Genomic DNA, 17,737 nt, shown 5'->3' with positions numbered 1-17,737 from the left:
AGGGTCACCGGAGACCGGCCGCCGCCACCGGGCGACGATCGGCGCCGGCCCCGTCGGGCAGTCCGGTCTCGTCGGGCAGCCCGGCGAACAGGTCGTCCTCCCACCCGTACGGGCCGGAGCCGGGGCCCTTCTCGCCGACCGCGAGGGTGAAGAACTCCACGCCCATGAACTCGCCGCCGAAGTTGCCGGCGATCGAGTAGAGCCAGGAGGTGGCCGGAATCTGGGTGGCGTGCGCCCGCATCGCGGCCTCCTTCGCGGTGTGCTGGTCGGTGCCGTCGATCCGGGCGGCGATCTGGCCGTCCGGGGTGCCGAAGGGCAGCTCGGCGAGGTCCTGGATGCCGGCGAACGGGTTGTCCGAGGATTCGGCGAAATGCGCCATGCCGGCCTCCAGCACGCTGAGCGGCATCGCCGTCCAGTAGACCTTGGCCGGGGCGCAGCCCTCGGCGGCGGCCAGCTCGACGGCACGCATCGCCACCCGGTGCGCCTGGATGTGGTCGGGGTGGCCGTAGAAGCCGTTCGGGTCGTACGTGACGAGCACCTGCGGGCGTACCTCCCGCATGATCTCCACCAGGTGCCCGGCGGCCTCGTCGAGGTCGGCCTGCCAGAAGGCGCGGGGGTGCTCGTTGGTCGCGAGCCCCATCATCCCGGAGTCGCGGTAGCGGCCCGCTCCGCCGAGGAAGCGGTGGTCGCTGACGCCGAGCGCCGCGCAGGCGGCGGCCAGCTCAGCGATCCGGTACCCGCCGAGCTGGTCGGCCTCGGCGGCGACGAGCTGGGACAACGCCGGTACGTGGATCTCACCCTCCTCGCCGAGGGTGCAGGTCACCAGCGTCACGTGCGCGCCGGCGGCGGCGTAGTGGGCCATCGTCGAACCGGTGCCGATGGACTCGTCGTCCGGGTGCGCGTGGACCAGCAGCAGGCGGCGGTCGGGCAGCGTCGTCACGTCAGTCACTCTAACCGGCGGTTCTCCCCCGGCCGGCGCTGACGCGTCCGCCCAGGTCGGCCACATCACCTCCGGTACCGCTCTACGATTTGGCCTGTGGACTTTCCGGAGCTGGCCGCCCGCACCCGCCGGTTCACCCACGGCGCGCCGCGCGCCGTCGCCGTGGCCGAGGACGGCTCCCGAGTGATCTTCCTGCGCTCCGCCGGTCCGGAGGACCCGGCGGACGCGCTGTGGCAGCTCGACGTGGCCACCGGCGAGGAGCATCTGGTGGCCGACCCGGCCACCCTGCTGGGTGAGGGCGGCGACCCCCGGTCACTCTCCCCGGGCGAGCGCGCGTTGCGCGAGCGGCTGCGGCTCAACGCCGCCGGCATCGGGTCGTACGCGCTGGACGCCGCCGGCCGCGTCGCCGTGTTCGCGCTGGCCGGGCGCCTCTTCCGGGCCGATCTGGTGCACGGCGACGTGGTCGAGGTGGCCGCCGTCGGCCCGGTGCTCGACCCACGTCCGGACCCGACCGGGCAGCGGCTGGCGTACGTGACCGACGCCGCCGAGGGTGTCCGCCGGGGCGAGCTGCGGGTGATCGAGGCCGACGGCACCGACACCCTGCTGGCCGGCGAGGACGCCGGGGTGAGCTGGGGGTTGGCCGAGCACATCGCGGCCGAGGAGTTCGGCCGGTTCCGGGGCTACTGGTGGGCGCCGGACGGCCGCATGGTGCTGGCCGCCCGGGTCGACGAGTCCCGCCTGGAGCGGTGGCACCTGCACGACCCGGCCGACCCGGCGAGCCCACCGACGGCGGTCGCGTACCCCCGGGCGGGTGGGCCGAACGCGGAGGTCAGCCTGCACCTGCTGGACCTGGACGACGGCTGGGTCGACGTGCACTGGGACCGGGAAACCTACCCGTACCTGACCGGGGTCAGCTGGGGTGAGGGCAGCCCGCTGATCACCGTGCTGCGCCGCTCGCAGCAGCACGGGCTGGTGCTCGCGGTGGACCCGCGCACCGGTGAGACGCAGGTGCACGCCGAACTGGCCGATCCGCGCTGGGTGGAGCCGATCGCCGGCACCCCGGCGCACCTGCCGGACGGCCGGGTGCTGGTCGGCGGGGAGCTGGCCCACGACGGGTACGACGCGCGGTGCCTGTTCGCCGACGGCACGCTGCTCACTCCCCCGTCGCTGTACGTGCGGCGGGTGGTGGGTCGGCTGCCGGCCGTGTCCGGCCCGGCGGACCTGCTGGTCGAGGCGAGTGACGGCGAGCCGAGCGAGCGGCACCTGTTCCGGGTCCGCACCACGATCGGCGGTGGGGTGGACGCGCGCCGGATCACCACCGACTCCGGCTGGCACACGGCCGCCGTGGGCGGGGACGTGCTGGTCGTCGGGGTCGCCTCGCTGGACCACGCCGGGGTGCGCTGGACGGTCCGTCGCGGCGATCAGGAACTGGCCGAGCTGCGGTCGCTGGCCGCCAACCCGCCGTACTCACCGCTGCCGCTGCTGGAGCGGGTGACCGACCGGCGGCTTCCGGCCGCGGTGCTGTACCCGGACAACCACGTGACGGGCCGGCGGCTGCCGGTGCTGCTGGACATCTACGGCGGCCCGGGGCACCAGGAGGTGGTGGCGGCGCGGGCCGCGTGGTTGGAACGGCAGTGGTGGGCCGACGCCGGGTTCGCGGTGGTCACCATCGACAACCGGGGTACGCCGGGCGTGGCGCCGTCGTTCGAGAAGGCGATCCACCGGCGGGTCGCCGACGTGATCCTGACCGACCAGATCGACGCGTTGACCGCCCTCGCCGGCAAGCACCCGGATCTGGACCTCGAGCGGGTGGCGGTGCGCGGCTGGTCGTTCGGTGGCTGGCTGGCCGGCCTGGCGGTGCTGCGCCACCCGGAGCTGTTCAAGTGCGGGATCGCGGGCGCTCCGGTGACCGACTGGGCGCTGTACGACACCGCGTACACCGAGCGTTATCTCGGGCTGCCGGAGGACGGCCTGGACGTGTACGCGCACCATTCGCTCATCGAGTTGGCCGCCGAGCCGGTCACCGGGCCGGACCAGGCCCGCCCGTTGCTGCTGGTGCACGGTCTGGCCGACGACAACGTGGTGGCCGCGCACACGCTGCGGCTCTCGGCGGCGCTGCTGAGCACCGGCCGCCCGCACGCCGTGCTGCCGCTGACCGGCGCCACCCACATGGCCGCGAACGGCACCGCCGAACGTCTGCTCCCGCTGGAGCTGGACTTCCTCCGCACCCACCTGGGGATGCTCACCGCACCCCGAGCCTGACGGATAACTGGTTCCGACGGCGGTGAACGGAAGCGGTCCCCTCCCGGCAGTCCTGCCGGAAGGGGACCTGTCTGCCCAGCGTGTGATCCGTGCCCGTTGGAGCACGGACAGCGGGTCAGCCCTTGGGGCTGGCACCGAAGCGGTTCGCCCCGGGCGTGCCGTCCAGCACGAAGAACACGAGCAGGACGATGGCGCCCACGAGCGGCACCACGCCGATCAGCACCCACCACCCCGTCCGGTCGGTGTCGTGCAGGCGTCGCACCGCGACCGCCAACGACGGCAGCAGCAGCACCAGGTAGGCGATGAGGGCGATGAAACCGGTGGAGGAGCCCTCCCCGAAGGTCAGTCCCAGCGCGCTGTCCAGAATGGCAGCGACAATGCTGACAAGGACGCTGAACAGGGCGAACCACCAGTACTCAGACCGCCGTGCCCGGCCCTTGAAGCCGACGTACTGGTTGAAGACGGACTTGATTGCGGCAATGAAGGACATGACTATCTCCGGTTTATCGAGGGGTGTTCAAGGTCATCGCGGAGGCAGCCAAACAGACCGACGCGGCGGGGTCAACGGTTCAAGCGGTCGAGACGCGGCAGCCACGGTGCCTGATCTCCCAGGCCGGCCGCTGCGGGTCGTCGTTGTGCACGACGATGTCGGCGTGATCGGTCGGGTGGACGGTGGTGAAGTAGAGCTGCTGGGAGGGGATGTAACGCTCGCGCCAGCGCCGCTCGACGTCGGCCTGGGATGACACCCGGCGCTCTCGGATCACGGCACGATCCACGGTCTTGTCGAGCGCGGTCGACACGAAGATCCGCAGATCCCACCGATCAATCAGTTCCGGGCGCAGCAGGAAGACGCCGTCGAAGAGCAGCACGTCGTCGGCGCCGGCAGTCATGGCCGGTGGGGACAGGGCGGCATCCGTGGTGCGGTCGTACGCCGAGTGGTGGAAGCGCCGTTCTCCGTCCGGGCCGAGTGGATCGAGCAGGACCCGGTTCAGCGCGTCGTAGTCGTGGGTGTCGAAGTAACACCCCTCGGCCGAGTACTCGCCGCGCGAATAGCGCCGCGCCCGGGGGAAGAGGAAATCGTCGATCGTCGCGCGGATGACGTCGCGGCCCTGGTCGCGTAGGACGACGGCCAGTTCGTCGGCGAGCGTCGTCTTGCCGGCGGCGGGCGGGCCGTCGATGGCGACCCGCGTCGGATGCGCGACGGTGACGGACCCGACCGCCTCAGCCAGGTGACCGATCAACTCGTCCCGCGTGCCCTGGTTCATGCCCCGCCCCATCCCGTGTTCGTGAAGGCCGCCAGGTGTCGAGCCAACCTGGTGCCCGCAACCCTCGCGCGCCAGCCGACACCCGAGTGAACGAGATGACGTGGCGGCCCCGGCCACGCTCCGCCTGGGACGTCTAGGCTGGCCCCGATGACCACTCCCGAAACGCGACCCGACGACGCCCCAACCGACGAAGCCCGGGTCGAGGAGGCCCTGCGGCTGCTCTCCGGCGAGCCGGTCGGACTCGACGTCGCCGTCAAGCGCCTCAGCCGTGGCAGCGGTGTCTACGCCTGGTGGGCTGGTCCCTCGATCCTTCCCGATCTCCCCGGGCCGGCGAATGACAGCGTCCCGTCGCTACGGCTGCTGTACCTAGGGCGGGCAACCAGCCTGCGGGGCCGGATCCTGCGCAACCACCTGAGGCGTTCGGGCAGCTCGACACTGCGCCGTACATTGGCCGGCCTCCTCGTCGCCGAGGGATACCGGACGACGTGGACGGATCGCGTCGTCCTGGTCGCCGAGGATGAGGCGCGGCTGACCGCCTGGATGCACGAGCACCTGCGCCTGACCTGGGCGGAGGACACGGAGCCGGCGACCACCGAGGCCGAACTTGTCCGGCGTCTGCACCCGCCGCTCAACGTGCACGGCGTCAGCCCCGAGCACCTCCAGGCGGCCGTGCTCGCCGCCAAGATCTCGTACAACGCGAGCAGCAGCCCGGCCGAGCCCTCGTAAACGCGGTAACCGCCAGCCCGCCCCCCAAGATCGCGCTCGATCCAGGATCGAGTGGCATCCCGGCGGCACATAGCCACTCGATCCATGTTCGAGCGTGACCTTGGGCGCCATGAGGAGTAAGCCGCCGTACTCACAGCACCCCGTGGCTGATGGCGAGTTGGGTGATCGTCGGTGGGGCGTCCGGGTCACGGGCGACCAGGGCGACCACGTCCCGCGCGGCTGGCCGCTGACGGATCTCGGCGGGCGCGACGCTGTTCTCCCGCAACAGGACTCGGGCCGCGTTGGTCAGGTCGTCCGTCAGGAAGTAGGCGCGCGCCGCGTCGATCAGGTGCGCGGCACGGTGCTCGACCGGCAGCCACCGCCATCCGTCCCACCCGATCGCCTCCTCGTGCCGGGCGACCGCCTGCGGCCCGTCGACCAACTCAACAGCCGCCGTGACCCCGTGCAGACCTCTCCTGCTTCCCTCCGTTCAGATTGCTCCCTGTGCCGCGAGAACTGTCTCGCGGAATGACCCCACCACGGGCCGAAGATCGACCCGGTGCCAGGCCGCCCACATCTGCACGGACCCCCCGTACCAGGGAAGTTCACGCACCAGGATGCCCTCGGTCACGCCACGCGTCATGCTCCGCTGGACGAGCGCGAGGCCGAGACCGGAGGCGACCAGGCCCAGCGCGGTGAGCGGATCAGCCGCGTTGAGGCGGATGTCCGGTGTGAAGCCGGAGGCCACGCACGACGCGACGAACGAGTCACGCCCAGCCGGGTCCTGTGTGGTGGCCACCGCGATCCACGGCTGCCCGGTCAGGTCATTGGGCGTCACCTCCGCCCGCTCCACAAGCTCATGATTCGCAGGCAGTGCGAGCAGCAGCGGATCCTGAAGCAGCGGAGACGCCGTCAGATCCGGATCGTCCTCCGACGGCGGCGTGCGGACCAGCGCGATGTCCAGACTGCGCTGACGCAGGCCTTCCAACTGGTCGGCAGACTCCTGATCGTACAGTGCGACATGGATCCCGGGGCGTTCCTGACGTAGAGCGCGAAGGGCAGTGGGTAGGACGCCCGAATGCATGGCTTCGGCAACGTACCCGATGCACAGGCCGCCCTCCTCGCCGCGGCCGAGCCGCCGGCCGAGGTTCTCCAGCCTGTCCGCGTGGCGCAGCAGAGCGCGGGCCTCGGTCAGGAAGACCCGGCCGTCGGGGGTCAGCCGGATGCGCTGCTGGCTCCGCTCGAAGAGGGTGAGACCCAGGTGCTTCTCGAACTGGGCGATCTGCCGGCTGAGCGGCGACTGGGAGATGTGCAGCTGGGCAGCAGCGCGTCCGACGTGTTCGGCGTCGGCAACGGCCACGAAGTACCGGAGTTGTCGGAGATCAAGCATCTGAGACCCCGAAGGACTCAAGTGAGCCCAGGGAAGTCTTGGACAGTCTCATGCTTGGATCTTAACCTCGACCTTGCGGGGTCAGTTAGCCGTAAGTTCTCTCATATAGATTGATCAACAACCATAAAGAGGTCCATCCCATGACTATCAGGAATCTCCTTCCCGGCGCGCTTGGATTCGGCACCGCGCCGCTCGGCAACATGTTCCGCGACATTCCCGACGAGGAGGCTGCGGCCACCGTCCAAGCGGCATGGGACCAGGGCATCCGCTACTTCGACACCGCGCCCTTCTACGGCGCGGGTCTCTCCGAGATCCGGCTCGGCAACGTCCTGTCCGAGCACCCCCGCGACGAATACGTCCTCAGCACCAAGGTCGGCCGCGTCATCCTCGACGAGATCGAAAACCCCGCCGCCCGCGACCTCGGCGAGAAGGGTGGCCTCTTCGAGCACGGCCGTCCGAACAAGGTCGTCAACGACTACACCGCCGACGCCACTATGCGTTCCATCGACGACAGCCTCAAGCGCCTCAAGACCGACCGCCTCGACATCGTGTGGGTGCACGACGTCGCGCAGGACTTCTACGGAGACGAGTGGTTGGCCGTCTACGAGACGGCCCGCACGGGCGCCTTCCGGGTCCTGCAGAGGCTGCGCGACGAGGGCGTCATCAAGGCGTGGGGGCTGGGCGTCAACCGCGTAGAACCCCTGGAAATCACTCTTGACCTCGACGAACCGAAGCCTGACGCCTTCCTCCTCGCCGGCCGCTACACTCTCCTCGACCACGGCCGGGCCCTACAGCGCCTCCTGCCGGGCGCCTCGGCCCAGAACGTGGACATCGTCGTCGGTGGCCCCTACAGCTCGGGAATCCTCGCCGGAGGCACGCACTTCGAGTACCAGAAGGCGCCCGCGGCCATCATCGACAAGGTGCAGCGGATCAAGGCACTCGCGGAGCGATACCAGGTCAGCGTCAAGGCCGCCGCACTGCATTTCTGTCTCGCCCACCCGGCCACGGTTGCCGTGATCCCAGGGGCCACGAAGCCCAGCCGCATCGCGGAAGACCTGGCCGCCCTCGACGAAACCGTGCCGGCCGCCTTCTGGGCGGCCCTGCGCGAGGAGAAGCTGATCGCCGACTCCGCGCCCGTACCCGCAGCGTGAACCCGCATCCCACTGATTCAGTTCCCCAGGAGAATCCCGTGGCCACAGCCACCGAGTTCGTTGACGTTCCCGCCTCGCCCGACCGCACCTGGCAGCTCATCGGCGGCTTCAACTCGCTTCCCGACTGGCTGCCCTACATCCCCACCAGCAAACTCAGCGAGGGTGGACGCGTCCGCACCCTGGAGAGCGCGGACGGCGGCGTCATCGTCGAGCGTCTCGAAGCCTTCGACAACGCGGCACGCACCTACACCTACTCCATCGTCGACGCCCCCTTCCCCGTTACCGGCTACCTCGCCACCCTCACCGTGCACGCCGTGCCCGGACAGAACACGGCCCGCGTGCAGTGGTCCGGCACCTTCACGCCGGACGGCGTCAGCGATGCGGATGCGGTCGCCCTGTTCCGCGGCATCTACCGGGATGGCCTGGCGGCACTGGACCAGACACTCACCACGGCTGCCGCCTGACCGGTGAGGGATCTCGTCGAGATGCCACGCGGGAACAGATGGGCCCCCTCCCGACGGCGTTGTCGGAAGAGGGCCCATCTGGCCTGCGGTGTGACTTACGGTTTGACGTACGCGTTCACGAACGACGGGTAGCCGAAGACGCTGGAGATGAAGATCCCGCCGGCCTTGGACCCGTGCACGTTGTAGGCCACGTCGACGAAGAGCGGCACCACCGGTGCGAACTCCTTCATGATCCGCTCGTCGAGCTTGGCCCACTCGGGACCCTGCGCGGCCGGCTCCAGGGCGAGGATCCGGTCCATCTCGGCGTTGATCGTCGGGTCGTTGAAGTACGACTGGTTGCTGTTGCCCTCGGCCTTGATGGTGCGGCCGTCGTAGAGCACCGGCAGGATCGACGCGCCGCTCGGCCAGTCGGCCGCCCAGTTACCGATGTACAGGTCCCAGGGGTTGTCCTTCTTCTTGATCTCGTCGAGCTTGGCGTCGTCCGAGATGTTCCGCAGCGTGATCTTAAAGCCGGCCCGCTCCAGGTTGGCCTTGAGCTGGGCACCCTGCTGCTGCTCGGTCGAGTTGTCGGCGACACCGAGGACCAGCTCCGGAGTCTTTCCGCCGAGCAGCTCCTTGGCCTTGTCGACGTTGCCGTTGGCACCCGCCGGGTACGCGTCGTACGCCTTGTAGCCGATGGTGGCCGGCGGCATCAGCGTGGTCAGCGGCGCGGCGACGGTCTGCCCGCCCATCGCCTTGATGAAGCCCTCACGGTCGATGGCGTAGTTGAGCGCCTGGCGGACCTTCAGGTCGGTGACCCGCTGGTTGTTGATGACGAGCTGGTTGGCGCTGGGCGTCGGGGAGAGGATGCTGCGCGACTTGAGCGACGCGTCCCCGGCCACCTTGGCGACCAGCGAGGCGGGCACGAAGTTGAAGGCGAGCGCGCTCTGGTCGGCGCCGTTGTCGGCGATCACCCGGTTGTTGGCGGCGTCCGCGGTCGGGCCGAAGCTCCAGACGAACTGGTCCGGGTACTGGTGCCGGACCGGGTCGGTGTTCGGGTCCCAGTTGGGGTTGCGGTCCAGGGTGATCTGCACGCCGACCTGGTTCTTGGCGACCTTGTACGGGCCGGACGAGAACGGCTGCTTGTCCAGGTCGACACCGGTGTCCTTGTCGGCGGGCAGCGGCGCGGTGGTCGGCAGCGAGGCCGCGAACGGCAGGTCACAGCGGGGCTTGGCGAACTCGAAGCGCAGCGTCTTGGCGTCCGGCGTGGAGAGGCCGGGCGGCAGCGACGTCTTGTTCTTCTTGAAGTCCCACTTGGTGTCGAACTGCGGGGTGTCGGCCAGCCACTCCTGGATGTAGGTCGGGCCGCCGGACAGGTCCGGGTCGAAGGACCGGGCGATGCCGTACGCGATCTCCTTGGAGGTGATCGGCCGGCCGTCCTCGAACTTCACCCCGTCCTTGACGGTGAATTCCCAGACCTTGCAGTCGTTGTTGACGTTCTTGCCCGGTGTCTCGGCCAGGTCGCCGACGAGGACCAGGCCGCCCTTGCCGTCGTCCTTCCACGTGGTCAGGTACCGCGCGAAGAGCGGGTTGGTCATCAACCCGGCGAACGAGTACGTCCGCTGCGGGTCGAGGTGGGAGATCGGCGACTCCCGGATGATGGTGAAGGTGCCGCCCTTGGCGGCGCCGCTCACCTCGGCCGCCGGGCCCTGCGAGTCCTTGGGGTCGGTCGCGATGACCCCGGTCTGCTGCCGTTCGGTGTCCACCGTGGTGCCCTCGCCCGTGTTCTTCGAGCACGCACCCAATGCCACAACCAGAGCGATCGCGCCGCCTGCGGCAACCGCCACGCGTGGTCGCATGAAGTACCTCCTTCACCCATGTGCCGTGCGGTCCGTCGGGGCGCGAACCGCCGACGTCCCGAGGATCGTAAGGAAGAAAACCTACGAGTTGTGTAACAGTTGTCGATAAATTTCGCCACCGGCCACGCGCTGGCCACCGCTCGGCTCAGCGCAGCCGCACCCGGGGGTCGATGGCCGCGTAGAGCAGGTCCACCAGCACGTTCGCCAACACCACGAAGACGGCCGCGATCAGCACGGTGGCCATGATCGTCGGTAGGTCACCCGAGCGCACGGCGTCCACCGCCGTACGCCCCAGCCCTTGGATGCCGAACGTCGTCTCGGTGATCACCGTGCCGCCCAGCGCCCCGCCCACGTCCAGCCCCGCGATGGTCACCACCGGGGTGATCGCCGCGCGCAGCGCGTGCCGCCCGTACACCTTGGGTTTGGCCAGGCCCTTCGCCCGCGCGGTCCGGACGAAGTCCTCGGACAGCGTCTCCAGCATCTGCGCCCGCGACAACCGGGCGTAGATGGCCGCGAAGAGGAAGGCCAGCGCCACCCAGGCGAGCACCAACCCGCTGGCCCACTTCGCCGGATTGTCGAAGAGGGACGTGTAGCTGGGCACCGGCAACAGCCGCAGGTTGTAGACGAACACCAGCAGCAGCACCGCGCCCACGAAGTAGAGCTGCAACGACGCGCCGGTCAGCGAGAAGCCGATGGCGGCCCGGTCCAGCCAGGTGCCCCGCCGCAGCGCCGACACCATGCCGAACCCGACCCCGAGCAGCAGCCAGAGGATGGCCGCCGGGATGACGATGCTCAGCGTCACCGGCAGCACCCGGGCGATCGTGTCCGAGACCGCCTCGTTGGTGACGTACGACCAGCCGAGGCAGGGCGCATCGCACCGGCCACCCTGCGCGCTGCCCAGGTCCCGACCGGTGACGATGCCCTTCATGTAGCCGGCGTACTGGCTGACCAGCGGGTCGTTGAGGCCCAGGTCGTCGCGGACGCGCTCCAGCCGCTCCGGGTTGCAGTTCTTCGAGCAGATGCTGCTGACCGGGTCGCGCGGCAGGGCGAAGAACATCAGGAACGTCAGCACGCTCACCGCGAAGAGGGTCAGTGTGGCGGAGAACAGCCGCTTGATCAGGAATCGCGACATGAGAGCCACCTTTCGTTCGCGACTGCGGGGCTCCGCTTCGCTGCATTCCTCGCGCTCACACGAACCCCTACCGGGAGGACTTCGGGTCGAGCGCGTCCCGCAACGCGTCGCCGAAGAGGTTGAAGGCGAACACCAGCGCGAAGATCGTGATGCCCGGGAAGAACACGTACGCCGGGTCGGTCTGGAGGAAGTCCAGACTGTCGTAGATCATCCGGCCGAAGCTCGGGGTCTCGTCGCTGAGGCCGACACCGATGAACGACAGCGCGGCCTCGCTGGTGATGAACTGCGGCACGGCGAGGGAGAACGAGACCAGGATCGGCGCCCAGATGTTCGGCAGCAGTTGCCGGAAGATGATGTGCCCGAGCCCGGCGCCGCTGGCCTTGGCGGCCTCCACGAACTCCCGCTCGCGCAGCGCGATCACCTGCCCGCGCACCAGACGGGCTGTGCTGGTCCAGCCGAAGATGGCGAAGACGGCGATCAGCACGCCCACCCCGAACGCGGACGACACCTGCCCCCGCTCGCCGTAGAAGCGCAGCGTGATGGTGGGGGTGAGCGCCAACGCGATGATCAGGAACGGCATGGCCAGGGTCAGGTCGGTGATCCAGTTGATCACCGCGTCGAGCCAGCCACCGAGGTAGCCGGCGAGCGCGCCGAGCACGATGCCGATCGTCGCGGTGATCAGCGCGGCGGCGAACGCGATGAACAGCGACGTCCGCAGCCCGTAGATCAACCGGATGAAGATGTCACGGCCCAACCCCGGCTCCAGGCCGAACCAGTGGTCCCCGGTGACGCCGCCGGCGTAGCCCAGTGGCATGCCGAAGCCGTCCAGCAGGTTCTGGAACTGCTCGCGCGGGCCGACCCCGTAGACCACCTCGATCAGCGGGGCGGACAACCCCAACACCATGAAGAAGACCAGGAGTACGCCGCTGACGACGGCCGTGCGGTCGCGGCGCAGCCGCAGCCAGGCGAGCTGCCCGGGTGAGCGACGGACGACCCCCTTGGCCGCGGGCTCGCCCATGCCGCCGTCGGACTCGATCTCGGCAAGCGCCACACCCTCCACCGGGGACAGGCTCACGACGACACCTCCTCGACGTTCGCTTCGACCCCGCGCCCCGCCGGCTCGGCGCCGACCACGGCGGCCTCCGCCTGCGACGCGGCACCGGCGGGTTCCGGGAAGTGGCACGCAGTGGCCTGGTTACCGCCGTCGCGCGCCACCAGCGCGGGCTCCTCGGTCGCGCAGACGTCCTGCGCCTTCCAGCAGCGGGTGCGGAACCGGCAGCCCGACGGCGGGTCGAGCGGCGTCGGCACGTCGCCGGTCAGCCGGATCCGGCCCGCCGGGCCGAGCTGGGTGACGTCCGGGATCGCGGAGAGCAGAGCCCGGGTGTACGGATGCTGCGGGCGCTCGTAGATGTCGGCGCGGTCGCCGATCTCGACGATCCGGCCCAGGTACATCACCGCGACCCGCTGGCAGAAGTGCCGGACCACGGCCAGGTCGTGCGCGATGAACACGAACGCCAGGCCAAGCTCCCGTTGCAGGTCACGCAGCAGGTTGACGACCTGCGCCTGGATCGAGACGTCCAGCGCGGACACCGGCTCGTCGGCGACGATCAGTTTGGGCCGCAGGGCCAGCGCCCGGGCGATGCCGATGCGTTGACGCTGCCCGCCGGAGAACTCGTGCGGATACCGGTTGTAGTGCTCCGGGTTCAACCCGACCAGCTCCAGCAACTCCTGCACCCGGGCCTTGATCCCACCCGGCGGGTTGATCCCGTTGACCTGCAACGGCATCGCCACGATCCGGCCCACGGTGTGCCGGGGGTTCAACGAGGCGTACGGGTCCTGGAAGATGATCTGGAGTTCCTGGCGCAGCGGGCGCAACTCCCGCCGGCCGGCGTGGGTGATGTCCCGTCCCGCGAACTCGATGCTGCCACTCGTCGGCTCCAACAGCCGCACCAGCATCCGACCGGTGGTGGTCTTGCCGCAGCCGGACTCCCCCACCAGGCCGAGCGTCTCACCCGGGCGCACGTCGAAGTCGAGCCCGTCGACCGCCCGCACCAGACCGGTCGCGCGCAGCCCCTGGCGTACCGGGAAGTGCTTGGTCAGCCCGCGTACCCGCAGCAGTGGTTCGTCGGTCATCTGCACAGTCCTCCGTTCGGGACTGCGGTACTCCGCTGCGCCGCGTTCCTCGCCCTCACACAGCCACCCCCACTCGTGCGATGTCCTCGGCGTAGAACGCGGCGCGTTCCTCGGCGCTCAGGTGGCAGGCGACCAGGTGACCGTCGTCCCCGGCCGGGCGCAGCTCGGGCACCTCGCTGCGGGACCGGCTGCCGGCGCGGTCCGCGTAGCGGCAGCGGGGGTGAAACGCGCAGCCCGACGGAAGGTTGATCAGGCTGGGCGGGTTGCCGGGAATGGGCACCAGGTCCGCGTCCGCGTCGCCGTGCAGCGACGGCACGCTGGAGAGCAACCCCCAGGTGTACGGATGCTGCGGCGAGCGGAGCACCTGCTGCACGCTGCCCCGCTCGATGGCACGTCCGCCGTACATGACCAGGACGTCGTCGGCGACCTGGCCGACCACGCCGAGGTCGTGGGTGATCAGAATGATCGCGGAGTGGAACTCGGCCTGCAGGTCGGCGAGCAGGTCCAGGATCTGCGCCTGCACGGTGACGTCGAGCGCGGTGGTCGGCTCGTCGGCGATCAGCAGCGCCGGGTCGTTGACCAGGGACATAGCGATCATCGCCCGTTGGCGCATGCCGCCGGAGAACTCGTGCGGGTACTGGTCGAAGCGGCGGGCCGGCTGTGGGATGCCCACCCGGTCCAGCATGTCCACCGCCCGCTGCCGGGCCTCGCGCCGGTTGGCCTTCGGGTGGTGCACTCGGTACGCCTCGGCGATCTGCCGGCCCACGGTGTAGTAGGGGTGCAGCGCGGACAGCGGATCCTGGAAGATCATCGCCATGTCGCGGCCGCGCAGCCGGCGTACCTCCTCGTCCGGCAGGCCGACCACCTGCCGGCCGCCGACGGAGATCTCGCCGGTGATGGTGGTCCGCTTGGGATCGTGCAGACCGAGGATGGCCAGCGAGGTCACGCTCTTGCCGGAACCGGACTCGCCGACGATCCCGAGGGTGCGGCCCCGCTCGACGGCGAACGACACCCCGTCGACCGCGCGCACCACGCCGTCGGAGGTGTCGAACCGGACCCGAAGATCACTCACCCGCAGGTAGGCGTCCTGGTCGGAGCGCTGTGCCGGCACGGCGGGGCGGTCGTCCGGTTCCCCGGACGGCGACGGTTCCGAGCTGTCCACGGCCACCTCCCTCAGTGACGAAGAGAACTTACAACAAAGTCCCGAGGGTGAAAATAAGCTACAAAGTCGGCACGTGTCAGCGGGCCCGAGCGTAACGAGTCGGCATCGGCACCGCACCCCCGTCACCTCGCCATCCACGCCCGTTCATCTCGCACGGCGCGCGCGGCACGCCCTTCGTCGTCAAGGTCACGCTCGAACCAGGATCTAGTGGCATCACCGACGCGGCGATACCACTACAACCAGGATGTTGCGCGAATCGTGCGGCCCGTCGGGCGTACTCGCACGTCGGGTGCGACCGAGCCGGTGAAGGTCGCCATTCGGCCGGAAGATCTGCTCCCCTGACGGGTGTCGGTTGGCTGGCCTAGGGTCGGTCCATGACCGAGTTCGACGCTGCCACCGCCGCCGTCCAGGCCGCCCTCGACGCGGGCGCCCGGTACGCCGACGCGCGGGTAATGCACCGCCGCTACGAGTCGATGACCGCGCGCAACGGCGACGTGGAGGAGCTGACCCAGGACGAGAGCATCGGGCTGGGCGTCCGGGCGCTGGTCGGCGCGAGCTGGGGCTTCCACGCCGTACCCGATCTGTCGGACGCCGCCGCCCGCGACGCCGGCCGACGTGCGACGCGGACGGCCATGGCGAGCGCGCGGGTGCCGGGCCCCCCGGTCGACCTGGTGCCGGTCGAGGCGGTCACCGCGAGCTGGGCGTCCGGCTGCCAGATCGACCCGCTCGGGGTGGCCCTGTCGGACAAGGGCGATCTGCTGGTCGCCGCGACCCGCACGATGGCTGAGCACGGCGCCGACCTGGCCGAGGGGCTGTACCAGATCTGGGACACCGCGAAGTGGTTCGTCTCCAGTGAGGGGCACCGCATCGACCAACGGATCCGCGAGTGCGGTGGCGGCATCTCGGCGACCTCGATCGGCGACGGCGAGACGCAGCGCCGCTCCTGGCCCAGCTACCGGGGCCAGTACGGCACCACCGGGTGGGAGCTGGTCGAGTCGCTGGATCTCGCCGCGCACGCCGCGCAGATCGCCGAGGAGTCGCGGGCGCTGCTCACCGCGCCACCCTGCCCGGCCGGCGAGACGGATCTGATCCTCGGCGGCGAGCAGCTGGCCCTGCAGATCCACGAGTCGGTCGGGCACGCCATCGAGCTGGACCGGATTCTCGGTTGGGAGGCCGCGTTCGCCGGCACGTCCTGGCTGGACCTGGCCCAGCTCGGCTCGCTGCGCTACGGCTCCGACCTGATGAACATCACCATCGACCCGACGATCCCGGGCGCGCTGGGCAGCTTCGGCTTCGACGACGAGGGCTCCCCCGCGGTCAAACGGGACGCGGTGCGTGACGGTCGTTGGGTGGGTGTGCTCGCCGGGCGGGACTCCGCCGCGATGGCGAGCCTCGACTACGGCGGCAGCGTACGGGCCGACGGGTGGGTCCGGCTGCCGATGGTGCGGATGACCAACGTCGGCCTGGAACCCGGCCCGCACACCCTGGAGGAGATCATCGCGGCCACCGACGACGGGGTACTGATGGACCTCAACCGGTCCTGGTCGATCGACGACAAGCGGCTCAACTTCCAGTTCGGCTGCGAGGTCGGCTGGGAGATCAAGAAAGGGCGGCGGGGGCGGATGCTGCGCAACCCCACGTACACCGGTATCGGCCCGCTCTTCTGGCGCTCGATGGACATGCTCTCCGGCGAGACGGTGCCCTGGGGGACGCCCAACTGCGGCAAGGGCCAACCCGGCCAGATCGGCCACACCGGCCATCCGGCGGCACCGGCCCGCTTCCGCAACGTGCGGGTGGGGGTTTCAGCGTGAGCGCGAGGAGTGAGCCGGGTTTGCGAGCCCCGCAGTCGCGAACGAAAGGCGGCTCCGCGTGAACGGGGCCAGCGAGCTGGAGCTGGCCGGGCAGGTCGTCGAGCTGGTCCGGCACCTCGGCGGGCCGGCCGCGCAGGCGGAGGCGGTGGTGACCCGGGCGGATCTGGCCCTGACCCGCTTCGCCAACTCGGCCATCCACCAGAACGTCTCCGAGTCGACCGTCGGCGTCCGGCTGCGACTGCACATCGACGGGCGGACCGCCGCCGGCAGCGGCAGCGTGATCACCACCGACGGGCTGCGCGCGCTGGTCGAGCGCACCCTGACCGCGGCGCGCCTCTGCCCGCCCGACCCGGGCTGGCCGGGGTTGGCGCCGCCCACGCCCGCGCCGGTCGCGCCACCCGTCGACGAGGCGACCGCGTACGCCGAGCCGGATCAGCGGGCCGACCGGGTCGGCGCGTTCGTGGCCGCCGCCGGGGGCCTCAACACGGCCGGCTACTGCCGTACCGCGCACCGTTCGTCGGCGTTCGCCAACTCGGCCGGGCACTCGGCGCGCGGCCGCTCCGCGGAGGCCGCGATGGACGGCATCGCCCGTCGCGACGGCGCGGACGGGATGGCCCGGCACAGCGCCGACCGGCTGTCCGACCTCGACGGAGCCGAGCTGGGCGCGCGCGCCGCCGCGAAGGCGCAGGCCGCGACCGACCCGGTCGAGCTGCCGCCGGGGCGCTACGAGGTGGTGTTCGAGCCGGCCGCGGTGGCGGACCTGCTGCAGAACCTGTCCTGGTACGGCTTCAACGGCAAGCGGTACGCCGAGCGGCAGTCCTTCGCCGAGCCGGGCGCGGCCCAGTTCGACCCGTCGGTGACCCTGGTCGACGACCCGCTGGGCGCGTCGGGGTTGCCGTTCGACGCCGAGGGCACCGGCCGGCGGGCGCTGACCCTGGTCGAGGCGGGCACCACCCGGGCGGTGGCGCACGACCGGCGGACCGCCGCCGAGGCGGGTGCCGAGTCCACCGGGCACGCGGTCGCCGGCGGCGCCACCTGGGGCCCGATGGCCCGTAACCTGCACCTGTCCGGTGCGGTGGCCGGGCCGGTCAGCGCGGCGGGCCGGGCCACCACGGGCGCGGCGGCCGGTGCGGTCGTCGACGGGGACACCGCCGCGCTGGTCGCCGGGGTACGCCGAGGGCTGCTGGTCAGCGACCTCTGGTACACGCGGGTGCTCGACCCGAAGAGCCTCGTCGTCACCGGGTTGACCCGTAACGGCGTCTGGTTGATCGAGGACGGCACGGTCGTCCGGGCGGTCCGCGACCTGCGGTTCACCGAGTCGTACCCCCGGGCCCTCGGGCCGGGCGCGGTCCTCGGGCTGGGCGCGCGGCCGGTGCGCCAACCGGACCGGGTGGACGGTGCCTGGTGGGCCGCGCCCTCGGTGCGACTCGCGTCCTGGCACTTCACCGGGGGCGCGTCCGGCTGAGCGGCCGGAGGCGGGCAGT

Annotated in this window: 16 protein-coding genes; 6 read left to right on the top strand and 10 right to left on the bottom strand. The window is 70.6% G+C overall.

The window, feature by feature from the left end; translation table 11 throughout:
* Positions 1-4: 4 nt before the first annotated feature.
* Positions 5-949 carry an N-acetyl-1-D-myo-inositol-2-amino-2-deoxy-alpha-D-glucopyranoside deacetylase gene (gene mshB / locus O7620_RS30115; RefSeq protein ID WP_278126515.1) on the bottom strand — a complete coding sequence of 315 codons (945 nt, stop codon included), beginning with the start codon at positions 947-949 and terminating at the stop codon, positions 5-7.
* Positions 950-1,036: 87 nt separating this feature from the next.
* On the opposite strand from mshB, the gene O7620_RS30110 reads away from it, so the two are divergent.
* Entirely contained in the window at positions 1,037-3,202 is a 2,166-nt protein-coding gene (locus O7620_RS30110; protein ID WP_278126514.1) for a prolyl oligopeptidase family serine peptidase, read from the top strand.
* Between the two features lie 115 nt (positions 3,203-3,317).
* Here O7620_RS30110 and O7620_RS30105 read toward each other — a convergent pair whose 3' ends face one another.
* Positions 3,318-3,692: a DUF805 domain-containing protein gene (locus O7620_RS30105; RefSeq protein ID WP_278126513.1), complete on the bottom strand. Its 375-nt coding sequence runs from the start codon at positions 3,690-3,692 to the stop codon at positions 3,318-3,320.
* Between the two features lie 79 nt (positions 3,693-3,771).
* On the bottom strand, positions 3,772-4,467 hold the full coding sequence (locus O7620_RS30100) for a uridylate kinase (protein WP_278126512.1): 696 nt from the start codon (positions 4,465-4,467) through the stop codon (positions 3,772-3,774).
* Between the two features lie 147 nt (positions 4,468-4,614).
* Here O7620_RS30100 and O7620_RS30095 point away from each other — a divergent pair, with 147 nt between their 5' ends.
* Positions 4,615-5,193, top strand: coding sequence for a GIY-YIG nuclease family protein (locus tag O7620_RS30095; protein WP_278126511.1), 579 nt, complete (start codon positions 4,615-4,617; stop codon positions 5,191-5,193).
* A gap of 130 nt (positions 5,194-5,323) precedes the next feature.
* On the opposite strand, the gene O7620_RS30090 is transcribed toward O7620_RS30095, so the two are convergent.
* Both O7620_RS30090 and O7620_RS30085 read right to left on the bottom strand, forming a co-directional pair.
* Positions 5,324-5,614 carry a hypothetical protein gene (locus O7620_RS30090; protein WP_278126510.1) on the bottom strand — a complete coding sequence of 97 codons (291 nt, stop codon included), beginning with the start codon at positions 5,612-5,614 and terminating at the stop codon, positions 5,324-5,326.
* Between the two features lie 48 nt (positions 5,615-5,662).
* Complete coding sequence (locus O7620_RS30085; RefSeq protein WP_278126509.1) at positions 5,663-6,562, bottom strand: LysR substrate-binding domain-containing protein; 900 nt, start codon at positions 6,560-6,562, stop codon at positions 5,663-5,665.
* A 110-nt stretch (positions 6,563-6,672) separates the two neighbouring features.
* Here O7620_RS30085 and O7620_RS30080 point away from each other — a divergent pair, with 110 nt between their 5' ends.
* Together O7620_RS30080 and O7620_RS30075 are read left to right on the top strand one after the other, a co-directional pair.
* The gene (locus O7620_RS30080) at positions 6,673-7,713 is read left to right on the top strand and encodes an aldo/keto reductase (RefSeq protein WP_278126508.1); all 1,041 of its coding nucleotides are present in this window, start codon (positions 6,673-6,675) and stop codon (positions 7,711-7,713) included.
* A gap of 38 nt (positions 7,714-7,751) precedes the next feature.
* On the top strand, positions 7,752-8,177 hold the full coding sequence (locus O7620_RS30075; protein WP_278126506.1) for an SRPBCC family protein: 426 nt from the start codon (positions 7,752-7,754) through the stop codon (positions 8,175-8,177).
* A 95-nt stretch (positions 8,178-8,272) separates the two neighbouring features.
* Here the strand turns inward: O7620_RS30075 and O7620_RS30070 are convergent, their stop codons facing one another.
* From O7620_RS30070 to O7620_RS30050, 5 genes are all read right to left on the bottom strand, one after another.
* Complete coding sequence (locus O7620_RS30070; RefSeq protein WP_278126504.1) at positions 8,273-10,015, bottom strand: ABC transporter substrate-binding protein; 1,743 nt, start codon at positions 10,013-10,015, stop codon at positions 8,273-8,275.
* A 145-nt stretch (positions 10,016-10,160) separates the two neighbouring features.
* On the bottom strand, positions 10,161-11,147 hold the full coding sequence (locus tag O7620_RS30065) for an ABC transporter permease (RefSeq protein WP_278126503.1): 987 nt from the start codon (positions 11,145-11,147) through the stop codon (positions 10,161-10,163).
* 67 nt (positions 11,148-11,214) lie between these two features.
* Positions 11,215-12,222 carry an ABC transporter permease gene (locus O7620_RS30060; protein WP_278126502.1) on the bottom strand — a complete coding sequence of 336 codons (1,008 nt, stop codon included), beginning with the start codon at positions 12,220-12,222 and terminating at the stop codon, positions 11,215-11,217.
* A complete protein-coding gene (locus O7620_RS30055; protein WP_278126500.1) occupies positions 12,219-13,280 on the bottom strand; it encodes a dipeptide ABC transporter ATP-binding protein in 1,062 nt (353 codons plus the stop codon). Before O7620_RS30055 ends, O7620_RS30060 begins: the two co-directional genes overlap by 4 nt.
* Before the next feature lie 55 nt (positions 13,281-13,335).
* A complete protein-coding gene (locus tag O7620_RS30050; RefSeq protein WP_278127209.1) occupies positions 13,336-14,391 on the bottom strand; it encodes an ABC transporter ATP-binding protein in 1,056 nt (351 codons plus the stop codon).
* A gap of 425 nt (positions 14,392-14,816) precedes the next feature.
* Between O7620_RS30050 and O7620_RS30045 the strand changes: the two genes are divergently transcribed.
* Complete coding sequence (locus O7620_RS30045) at positions 14,817-16,253, top strand: TldD/PmbA family protein (protein WP_278126499.1); 1,437 nt, start codon at positions 14,817-14,819, stop codon at positions 16,251-16,253.
* A gap of 58 nt (positions 16,254-16,311) precedes the next feature.
* Positions 16,312-17,718 carry a metallopeptidase TldD-related protein gene (locus tag O7620_RS30040; protein WP_278126498.1) on the top strand — a complete coding sequence of 469 codons (1,407 nt, stop codon included), beginning with the start codon at positions 16,312-16,314 and terminating at the stop codon, positions 17,716-17,718.
* Positions 17,719-17,737: the final 19 nt, after the last annotated feature.

Source organism: Micromonospora sp. WMMD710, assembly GCF_029626045.1.
GTDB lineage: Bacteria > Actinomycetota > Actinomycetes > Mycobacteriales > Micromonosporaceae > Micromonospora.
Note: the sequence above shows the minus strand (reverse complement) of the source record. Positions and strands in the feature narration are given on the sequence as shown.